This is a genomic window from Thalassotalea loyana, from assembly GCF_030161435.1.
GTDB lineage: Bacteria > Pseudomonadota > Gammaproteobacteria > Enterobacterales > Alteromonadaceae > Thalassotalea_G > Thalassotalea_G loyana.
Genome location: NZ_BSSV01000003.1, coordinates 463,393 through 473,845, shown reverse-complemented (window position 1 = coordinate 473,845; position 10,453 = coordinate 463,393). Strand labels below are relative to the sequence as shown.

Below are 10,453 nucleotides of genomic sequence, written 5' to 3'. Positions count from 1 at the left end.
GATCCAGACGATATCGATGCGCTATTAAATGAAGTTGCTGAAGAACCTCAACCAGCGGCAAGTGAAGAAGTTGCGGATCCAGATGATATCGATGCGCTTTTAAATGAAGTTGCTGAAGAAACTCAAGTAGAGGCAAGTGAAGACGTTACTGACGTTGACGATATCGATGCGTTATTAAATGAAGTCGCTGAAGAAGCTCAAGTAGAGGCAAGTGAAGACGTTGCTGACGTTGAAGATATCGATGCGCTATTAAATGAAGTTGCTGAAGAACCTCAAGTAGAGGCAAGTGAAGACGTTGCTGACATTGAAGATATCGATGCGTTATTAAATGAAGTCGCTGAAGAAGCTCAAGTAGAGGCAAGTGAAGACGTTACTGACGTTGACGATATCGATGCACTATTAAATGAAGTCGCTGAAGAAGCTCAAGTAGAGGCAAGTGAAGACGTTGCTGACGTTGACGATATCGATGCATTATTAAATGAAGTCGCTGAAGAAGCTCAAGTAGAGGCAAGTGAAGACGTTACTGACGTTGACGATATCGATGCGTTATTAAATGAAGTCGCTGAAGTAACACAGCAAGAAGCAAGTGAAGACGTTGATGATGTAGATGATATTGATGCTTTGATTGACGAGATTTCAGGTGTTCAAGATGATTCAGTTAAGGAAAACGTGGAATTAACTGATCCTGATGATATTGATGCGTTACTTTCAACTTACGATGAAGGGGAAGTTGAAAGTACAATAGAGGACACAGCCTCTGAAGAAACTATTGATAATGCAGAGCAGGGTAGCAGTGATGTCGACAATTCTCAGGACATAGATAACTTCACTGAAGAAACAGTCGGGCAGTTTTTAACTATGGACTTTAGTGATGTCGGCTCAAATACTGATGTTGCTGTTCAAGATACCGACTCAAATGTGACTTCAGAGGACGATGAAGATAATCAAGAAATCCTAGATGTTGATGATATTTTAGAGTCAATCCAGGTTGAAGAAGTTGAGTCGCCAAATGCGCAAGATGAAATTGATGACTTACTTGAACTTGGCGACGATATTGACGATGTCGTACAAGAAACCAGTGAAGTAAATGACATTGAGAACTTTGAAGAAGAGTTAAATGTTGATGCCTTACTTGCGGAAGTTTCTGCCGACGATAGTCAAGCTGAAGATGACTTAATTAATGATGTTAACGATCAGATAGAAGATGTTGAATCTCCTTTTGATGAGGAGACGTTAGCTAATTTACTCAACGAAGCGCCAGAGACAGAAGAAGAAAACCAAGAGCCTATTGAGCTAACGCCGGATTTTACCGACTCTAATGTGTTGGCTGATCTGTTAAGTGATGGTGAGTCTTCACCGAAGGAAGAAGTTGCAGAAGCAAATGAAATTGAAGACATCCAAGAGTTAAATAACTTAGATTTCGATGAGCTATTAGCGAATATCGAAGAAGAAAATAAGCCAGTGACCACAGAAGAACCGATCGTTGAAGATGTCATTGATGATTTAGATATTGGTGATGACCTTATTGCGATTGGTGATGTCGATGACGAACCAGCTGACTTTGTTTCAGTTGATAGTTTGATCACTGAGTCTTTAGAGCCAGAAAGAGACGAGCCTTATAAAAAAGAAAATATTGATGTCGGTTTAGACGAATTCCCTGAGTTCGCAGGAGATGATACTGATATTGATGAAGAGGATAGTAACGGTGTTGCTGCTAAACTTGATCTCGCGAAAGTCTATATTGAAATTGGTGATGAAGAAAACGCAGAAGTTATTTTGCAAGATGTGATTAAGTTAGGTGATGCGCAACAACAGTTTGAGGCTCAGCAATTACTCGATAATTTAAATTAGTCATAAACTGGCATTGGCAAGCGCATTAAAATTAGTAATAATGCGCCTCCACATTAATCGGAGGTAGTTATGCGCTATGCTTTAGGCGTTCAATACGATGGTAAAAATTACTGCGGTTGGCAACGTCAAAAACATTCACCAAGTGTTCAAGAAGAGCTTGAAAAAGCCTTATCAAAAATAGCGGACGAGCCTATCGAGGTCGTGTGCGCAGGTCGCACGGACACAGGTGTTAATGCTACCAATCAAATCGTACACTTTGAAACGACCAAGCAGCGCAAAGATGTTGCGTGGACGTTAGGCGTAAATACCAACCTACCTTCTGATATTGCTATTGCATGGGTTAAACAAGTTCCAGAAGAGTTTCATGCGCGTTTCAGCGCAACATCTCGTCGGTATCGTTATGTTATATACAACGCGCCATTTAGACCTGCAATATTAACGTCTGGCTTATGTTTTGTTCATGATCCGCTAGATGACAAACTCATGCATAAAGCAGCGCAAGCTTTGGTGGGTACACATGATTTCACGTCATTTAGAACAGTTCACTGTCAAGCACCATCACCGGTTCGTACTATTGAACATATTAATGTTCATCGCATTCAAGATTACATCGTTATTGATGTCAAAGGTAATGCGTTCTTACATCATATGATTAGAAATATTGCCGGTAGTTTAATTCGCGTGGGTAAAAAACAAGAATCGGTAGAATGGATGACAGACGTGTTGCAGGCTAAGAATCGTTGTGTTGCGGGTATGACAGCAGCAGCAGGTGGTTTATATTTTGTAGACGTTACATACCCTGAAACATTTAACCTACCAACCAAGCCCCTAGGACCATTGTTTTTGCCGGATCAAATCAGCTAATATACAGCTCATTATGAACATCATCTATTAGTGTGAATGAGGTAAGTGGCAGTACAATAAACAAAACAGACCAGTTTTTTGTAACTGATTGTCAGCTAAGTGTGGTTTAATTCACGGTTATATGTATAGTTTCAAGTAATTGATGATTAAACATACCAATTGAAAAAATGATTTGCGCTCTGAGATGACTAAATCAATATTTTAATTGGTATTAACGATAAACAACCATCATCAATCGTATTTTATTGCAATAGGCTAAAAAGAATTATGAGCTGGATAGAAAAAATTCTCCCAAAAGCTAAGACAACTCAAAAAAGTAACATTCCTGAAGGTGTTTGGACAAAGTGTACATCATGTAACGCAATGCTTTACAAGGTTGAACTTGAACGTGCGATGAGTGTTTGCCCTAAGTGTGATCACCATATGCGCATCAGTGCACGTAAACGCTTAGAAACTTTTTTAGATACAAACAATCGAGTTGAAATTGGCGAGGAATTTGAGCCAAAAGATGTTCTTAAGTTTAAAGATTCAAAAAAATATAAAGACCGTATTTCATCAGCGCAAAAAGTATCTGGTGAGAAAGATGCGCTTGTTGTTATGCGTGGTGAATTACATGGTATGCCGGTAGTCGCTGCATCTTTTGAATTTTCATTCTTAGGTGGTTCAATGGCGTCGGTTGTTGGTGCTCGTTTTGTTGCCGCAGTTGAAGTATGTTTAGAACATAATTTGCCATTAATTTGTTTCTCGGCAAGTGGTGGTGCACGCATGCAAGAGGCACTCATGTCATTAATGCAAATGGCGAAAACAAGTGCAGCATTGGCTAAAATGAGTGAAAAAGGTTTACCGTATGTCTCAGTATTAACTGATCCTACAATGGGTGGTGTTTCAGCAAGTTTAGCGATGTTAGGTGATATCAATGTTGCAGAGCCTAAGGCATTAATTGGTTTTGCTGGTCCTCGCGTCATTGAACAAACGGTACGTGAAAAGCTACCTGAAGGTTTCCAACGTAGTGAGTTCTTATTAGAAAAAGGCGCAATTGATATGATTATTGATCGCCGTGAAATGCGTGACTCATTAGCTCGTTTAATTGCTAAATTTACTGGCCAGCCCTCGCCAGTGGCTGTTGCTAATTAGAGAATAAATGACAAATTCATTACCTAGCCAATTATCAAATGCTTCACTTGATAATTGGCTTTCTTATTTAGAGTCTATTCATCAACAAGAAATTGATCTTGGACTGACTCGAATATCTGAGGTCGCTCAACGCCTCAATATTTCTTTATCAAACTCTACCGTTATTACGGTTGCCGGAACTAACGGTAAAGGCACAACCTGTGCTTTTTTAGAAAATATGCTCTTGGCCAACGATAAGTCTGTTGCCGTATATTCATCACCTCATATTGAACGGTTTAATGAGAGGTTACGCCTTGATAAGCAGGAGGTTAATGACCAACCATTAATTACCGCATTTGAACAAATTGAAATTGTTCGTGGCGATATTTCGTTAACCTATTATGAATACACGACCTTAGCAGCGCTTATGATTTGCCAACAAATAGCGCCAGATGTTGTCATTCTTGAGGTTGGTCTTGGCGGACGATTAGATGCAACCAACATTATGGATGCCGATATAGCGGTTATTACAAGTATTGATTTAGACCATCAAGCCTTCTTGGGGGATACCAAAGAGCTTATCGGTTTTGAAAAAGCTGGCATTATGCGCACGGAAAAGGTGGCTGTTGTTGGAGAACCCACAAAAATAACGTCAATTATCGAGCATGCACAAAATATCAATGCTAGAGCACAGTATCGTGGTAAAGATTTTACTGTAGAGCAAAAAGGTCCAACATGGTGTTACCGAAACAACGACATGACTATTGACCAGTTAGCTCAGCCTTTTATTCCAGTTGATAATGTAGCAACTGCGCTTACGGTACTGACCCAATTAGATATTGAGCTTGATAGTGAAATCGTTAATCAAGTCATCAATCAAACCAAAGTCGCAGGTCGAACGGAGCTACTCAGTGACTTACCTAAAGTACTTGTTGATGTTGCACATAACCCTCATGCGGGGCGACATCTAGTCAAGAGTTTGTCAAATTACCAATATGAAAAACTCCATTGTGTTGTTGGTATGTTAAAAGATAAGGACATTAAAGGGACTTTATCTTTGTTCGAGTCGCATGCGTCACATTGGTATCTTGCAAGTTTAGATGTTCCAAGAGCAGCTAATGCTGAAGAATTATCTCGAGTGCTCGACAATCAGACTCAGCGCATTAATTGTTTTGACAATGTTGAGCAGGCCTTTAAAATGGCATTACAAAACGCAGAAGATAATGATTTAATTTTAGTTTTTGGATCATTTTTTACCGTTGCGGATGTTCGTAAGTTATTTATTTAGGAGTTATTTTTGTCTACACCGTTTCAAAATCGTATCGTCGGTACAGTCATTGTGGCAGCAGCTGCAATTATCTTCCTACCTGATTTGTTAGATGGCAAAAAGAAAACCTATCAAGAAGAGTTTGAGCAAATTCCGCAACCTCCTCAGGTTGAAAATGTAACAACACCAAAAGAATTCCCCGAACAAAAGCTGAATGCCATTGATAAGCCACTTATTGAAGACGATACTGCGATCGACGATGTATCAGGTGCAGAAGAAACTGCTCAAAATGATACGAAAGAAAAAACGATTCAAGCGAGCGATTCTCTTACAATCACTACGATGGAAAAACCAGCATCAATAGAAAAACCAGTTGCAGCAAAACCTAAAACCAAATCTGTCGAACAGGTAACTGGTGACGCATGGGTTATTCAGCTTGGCAGTTTCAGTAAGAAAAAAAATGTTGATGATTTAGTAAAGAAATTGAAGGACGCTGGCTATGTAGTATTCACTAAGCCAGTTAATACTAAAAACCGAACATTGACTAAAGTTTTCGTTGGTCCAGATATCAGTAAATCAAAATTAGAAAAGCAAATTCCTGATTTAGCTAAGATTGCTAAAGTGACAGGAAAAATTGCCAAATATAGCCCAACAAAATAATAAAAATTAATAGGTTTAGGGCAAACGTTCTGATAGAATGCGCGCCTCATAAGTAATGAGATTATTCGATTTATGGTTTGGATAGATTATGCCATCTTAGCGGTGATTGGCATATCAACGCTAATTAGTTTAGTGAGGGGCTTTGTTAAAGAAGCAATCTCTCTCATTATCTGGGCGTCGGCGTTTTTCGTAGCCAGTCAATTTTATGCAAACCTCGCGACTCTTTTAACTAACCTCTCAGATCCTTTGTTGCGCAACGCAGCAGCTATAGCAATCCTCTTTATTTCAACCTTAATTCTTGGTGCATTAATCAACTATCTTATCGGTGAACTTGTTAATAAAACGGGTCTTTCTGGTACTGATCGAATGCTTGGATTAGTGTTCGGTGCACTCCGTGGTGTGCTGGTCTCAAGTGCTGTGTTGTTTTTTATGGATGCTTTTACCCCTGCAAGTAGCACAAACTGGTGGCAATCGTCACTATTGATTCCTGAGTTTAATTTAGTTATTGAGTGGTTTTTCGAGTATTTGAAACAGTCATCAAGTTTTTTATCCTAATAGGGTTCGGCGGAGAGAAATTTCATGTGTGGTATTGTTGGTATTGTTGGTCAAACACCAGTAAGTCAATCGTTATATGATGGATTAACGGTGTTACAACACCGAGGCCAAGACGCGGCAGGTATTGTTACCATTAGCGACAACATGTTTAGGTTAAGAAAAGCAAATGGCTTAGTGAAAGACGTTTTTCACACACGTCATATGCTTCGTTTACAAGGTAACATTGGTATTGGCCATGTTCGTTACCCTACAGCTGGTACATCGAGTTCTTCAGAAGCACAACCATTTTATGCAAACTCTCCTTTTGGTATTTCATTAGCGCATAATGGTAATTTAACCAACGCAAATGAGTTAAAAGAGTGGTTATTTGCTTCGGCGAAACGCCATGTGAACACGACATCTGATTCTGAGCTACTACTTAACATTTTGGCTCATGAACTTCATCAAGCCGATGTTTTGTCTCTTACTCCGGATAACATTTTTACGGCAATTGAAAATGTTCATAGTCGAGTACGTGGTGGTTACGCAACCGTTGCATTAATCATAGGGCACGGCATGGTTGCATTTCGTGATCCTAATGGTATTCGCCCATTAGTTTTCGGTAAACGCGAAACTGAAACGGGTGTAGAATATATGGTTGCATCTGAATCTGTAGCCTTAGATGCATGTGACTTTGAATTTGTCCGTGACATTGCGCCGGGTGAAGCCATTTACTTCTCTGAAGATGGCCACATTCACTCTAAGCAATGTGCACAAAACCCAATCTATAGCCCTTGTTTATTTGAGTTTGTATACTTTGCGCGCCCAGACTCAACGATCGATAAAATGTCGGTTTATCAGTCTCGTATTGAAATGGGTAAACGTTTAGGCGATAAGATCGCCCGTGAATGGGAAGATTTAGACATTGATGTTGTTATTCCTATTCCTGAGACGTCATGTGATATTGCGCTAGAAATTGCACAGCACTTAAACATCCCTTATCGCCAGGGGTTCGTTAAGAATAGATACATTGGCCGAACCTTTATCATGCCTGGTCAAGCTGAACGTAAAAAGTCTGTACGTCGCAAATTAAACGCGATTAGCTCTGAGTTTAAAGGTAAGAATGTTCTGTTAGTTGATGATTCTATCGTGCGTGGTACAACGTCTGAGCAGATTATCGAAATGGCTCGTCAGTCAGGTGCTAAGAAAGTTTACTTTGCATCAGCGGCACCTGAAGTCCGTTTCCCAAATGTTTACGGTATTGACATGCCAAGTGCCAACGAATTAATTGCTCATGGTCGAGAGCTCGATGACATTTGTCAGTTAATCGGTGCCGATAAATTAATTTATCAGTCGATTGAAGATTTAACCGCAGCAGTTGGTTTCGCTAACCCTGAAGTTAAGCATTTTGAGTCATCAGTATTTACTGGTCAGTACATTACCAACGATATTGATCAAGGATATCTTGAGAAATTAGATGCTGCTCGTAATGATGAATCTAAAGAGCAAACTGACAAGAATGCTGAATCGGTAATTGATATGCACAATGAAGGTGAGGGCTCTTAATAAAGGCCTTACATTCAAGTAATAAAAAAGGCGCTATAAGCGCCTTTTTTATTTTGAAAATAAGTGGGTTTAGGTAAACACAGGACCGAAACCTAAGCTCCACAAAATCACAGTACTTGCCATAATGCCAACAAGCAAGACAAGGCCGCACGTGACCACTGAGCTTGAGTAAATAAACCCTTTCTCTTCTGGAATATTCATCATAATTGGTACCCCAGAATACAATAGGTATACCGAATAACAGGTCGCTAAGATACCTGCACATGCGACAAACCAAAGTACTGGATATAGCGCTGCTACACCCACCATTAGCAGTGGTGTTGCTGTATATGCTGCAAGTTCTAGTGATTGGACAAAATCTGGCGATGCGTCAAATGTCTTCGCCATCCAGTGGATTAGGTAAGCAAGTGCGAATACCCCAGCAATTAATGCTGCATACATACCAATTGCCATGTAAGCGGCGCTTTGCTCTGTCAATTTTATTGTTTCGTTAGCACCTATTGACCAACCAATATGTGCAGCTGCATAAAAGCCACAAATTGAAGGTATTAGTGCGACAACTAAAATATGTGTTAGTGAATAAGTTAAACTCTCATGGCGTTTTTCTATTGTTTGCCACTCTTCTTTAGGATGAGCATATAAGCCCCAGATGTGATTTAGTAACATAATACTTTCCTCATACAATTCCCCATAATTGGCAAAATAGATTTGTGTTTGCCTATTACACGACATTTATTTTTTTTATCGTCGTTATTTAATTTATGAAGTATGGCGATTAATTCGTCAAGACCTGGTTGCAAAATAATCAAAAAAGATGCTCTAAATCAAAAGATTGATTAAAAAACGTACTATTTATAAGGTTTTTACTCTAACAACTTTCATATATTCCATCTCAAAGCCTGCAATATTTTCGATCTCTCTGTAATACGTTAAGTTAACGCGTTGACCTACCAAGGAGCGATAAGGCTTTTTTCTCTTATATTTGAATGGCACATCAACACCTTCAATCATTAGGGTGTTGAGAAACCAGTCATCATCTTCCCTTTGCACGTGTGAAGTTACTTTTTTGGCTTCACTATGAATGAGTTTGTCGTGCCCACTTAATAGCTTTTTAACGTCTGTATTCATGTAATTATGCTGATATAGATCGGATAATTGTCATTTTACACTAGAAAGCAATCGCGTTGTTTTTTAAAATGCCCTCACTAATTTTAGAAATGCAGTATCACCATGTCCCACCAACTTTTACTTGAGCCGATTCATCAGTTTTTGCAATGCAAAACCCCAACAGGATGGATCGAAAAAGCGAAGCAACCTGAGAATCTCGAGGTCCTGCTCATCGATCATATGATTTGTGAGTTAAAAGCAGCGCAAACAGCAATGTATTTGATCCGAAAATACGCGGTTGATAAAGAAAGTGGTGATGCTTTACTGGCATGGTTAGAGCCATATGAGCAATTTATTTATAAAAAACAGGGCTCATTGTCAGACTTGGCGAATAAAAACCGGTTATCGAAGCAAATCATTCCAAAGAGTGACTCACCTTATGGCCAAGATTTAATTGATAAAATGGTGTTGTTGATTAAGGAAGAGCTACACCATTTTTATCAGGTACTTGAAATCATGGAAAGCCGCGGTATTGAGTATTATTCAATTAAACCAAGCCGTTATGCTAAAGGTATGATTAGAAACGTGACAAGCTATGAGCCTAATACGTTAATTGATAAATTAATAATTGGCGCATATATTGAAGCCAGATCATGTGAACGTTTTGCTACATTAGCACCGTATTTGGACGATGAATTAAATAACTTTTACGTTTCACTTTTACGAAGTGAAGCTCGTCATTATCAGGACTATTTAGCGTTGGCTGAACAAATAGCCGGTGAAGATATATCTGACAGAGTTAAGTTTTTTGGTGAATTAGAAGCGCAATTGATTAGTTCTCCTGATGAAGACTTCAAGTTTCATAGTGGTGAACCGACACAACAATAATATTTAGAGGAAGCAAAATGCCTAAGGCAAGTGAAGTAAAAAAGAATACCGCTATTGAACATAATGGTTCAGTTGTGATGATCAAGGATATTAGCCGCTCAGTGCCACAAGGTAGAGCTGGTGGTAGCTTATACAGAATGCGTATGTATGACGTAGTTACTGGCGCCAAAATTGACGAAACATTTAAAGATGTTGATATGTTAAAACTTGCCGATTTGACACGTCGTGATGCAATGTTTTCATACATTGATGGTGATGAGTATGTGTTCATGGATAATGAAGATTATACGCCATATAACCTTCATAAAGACTCTATCGCGGATGAATTATTATTTATCAATGAAGAAACACTAGGTATTCAGGTAATTATGATTGATGGTAACGCCGTTGCACTTGAACTACCTTCGAGTGTAGAGCTTGAGGTGGTAGAAACAGATCCGTCAATCAAGGGGGCTTCAGCAACTTCCCGTACAAAACCTGCAGTACTTTCAACAGGACTTACGGTTCAAGTACCAGAGCATATCTCTACAGGTGATACTATTAAAGTCAACACTGCTGAATCTAAGTTCATGGGAAGAGGCGATAAATAGTCAGGCCTAATGA

The 10,453-nt window shown here is 39.3% G+C and carries 11 protein-coding genes; 9 read left to right on the top strand and 2 right to left on the bottom strand.

Annotated elements, in window-relative coordinates; translation table 11 throughout:
- The 7 genes from QQK05_RS09820 to purF all read left to right on the top strand — a co-directional run.
- A partial coding sequence (locus tag QQK05_RS09820; protein ID WP_284298062.1) for a FimV/HubP family polar landmark protein occupies positions 1-1,851 on the top strand: 1,851 nt, incomplete at its 5' end.
- Positions 1,852-1,920: 69 nt separating this feature from the next.
- Positions 1,921-2,715, top strand: coding sequence for a tRNA pseudouridine(38-40) synthase TruA (gene truA, locus QQK05_RS09815; protein WP_284298060.1), 795 nt, complete (start codon positions 1,921-1,923; stop codon positions 2,713-2,715).
- Positions 2,716-2,982: 267 nt separating this feature from the next.
- The gene (gene accD / locus QQK05_RS09810) at positions 2,983-3,849 is read left to right on the top strand and encodes an acetyl-CoA carboxylase, carboxyltransferase subunit beta (RefSeq protein ID WP_284298058.1); all 867 of its coding nucleotides are present in this window, start codon (positions 2,983-2,985) and stop codon (positions 3,847-3,849) included.
- 7 nt (positions 3,850-3,856) lie between these two features.
- Positions 3,857-5,116 (top strand): bifunctional tetrahydrofolate synthase/dihydrofolate synthase, encoded by a 1,260-nt coding sequence (gene folC / locus QQK05_RS09805; protein WP_284298056.1) that lies wholly within the window; start codon positions 3,857-3,859, stop codon positions 5,114-5,116.
- A gap of 9 nt (positions 5,117-5,125) precedes the next feature.
- Positions 5,126-5,755 (top strand): SPOR domain-containing protein, encoded by a 630-nt coding sequence (locus tag QQK05_RS09800; RefSeq protein ID WP_284298054.1) that lies wholly within the window; start codon positions 5,126-5,128, stop codon positions 5,753-5,755.
- A 72-nt stretch (positions 5,756-5,827) separates the two neighbouring features.
- Positions 5,828-6,310, top strand: a complete 483-nt coding sequence (locus QQK05_RS09795; RefSeq protein ID WP_284298052.1) for a CvpA family protein — start codon at positions 5,828-5,830, stop codon at positions 6,308-6,310.
- Positions 6,311-6,334: 24 nt separating this feature from the next.
- Positions 6,335-7,855 (top strand): amidophosphoribosyltransferase, encoded by a 1,521-nt coding sequence (gene purF, locus QQK05_RS09790; protein WP_284298050.1) that lies wholly within the window; start codon positions 6,335-6,337, stop codon positions 7,853-7,855.
- 69 nt (positions 7,856-7,924) lie between these two features.
- Here the strand turns inward: purF and QQK05_RS09785 are convergent, their stop codons facing one another.
- Positions 7,925-8,521 (bottom strand): Yip1 family protein, encoded by a 597-nt coding sequence (locus QQK05_RS09785; protein ID WP_284298049.1) that lies wholly within the window; start codon positions 8,519-8,521, stop codon positions 7,925-7,927.
- Positions 8,522-8,707: 186 nt separating this feature from the next.
- Entirely contained in the window at positions 8,708-8,983 is a 276-nt protein-coding gene (locus QQK05_RS09780; RefSeq protein WP_284298047.1) for a hypothetical protein, read from the bottom strand.
- A 102-nt stretch (positions 8,984-9,085) separates the two neighbouring features.
- On the opposite strand from QQK05_RS09780, the gene miaE reads away from it, so the two are divergent.
- Both miaE and efpL read left to right on the top strand, forming a co-directional pair.
- Positions 9,086-9,850 (top strand): tRNA isopentenyl-2-thiomethyl-A-37 hydroxylase MiaE, encoded by a 765-nt coding sequence (miaE, locus tag QQK05_RS09775; RefSeq protein ID WP_284298045.1) that lies wholly within the window; start codon positions 9,086-9,088, stop codon positions 9,848-9,850.
- Positions 9,851-9,867: 17 nt separating this feature from the next.
- Positions 9,868-10,440, top strand: a complete 573-nt coding sequence (gene efpL, locus QQK05_RS09770) for an elongation factor P-like protein EfpL (RefSeq protein ID WP_284298043.1) — start codon at positions 9,868-9,870, stop codon at positions 10,438-10,440.
- Positions 10,441-10,453 lie beyond the last annotated feature (13 nt).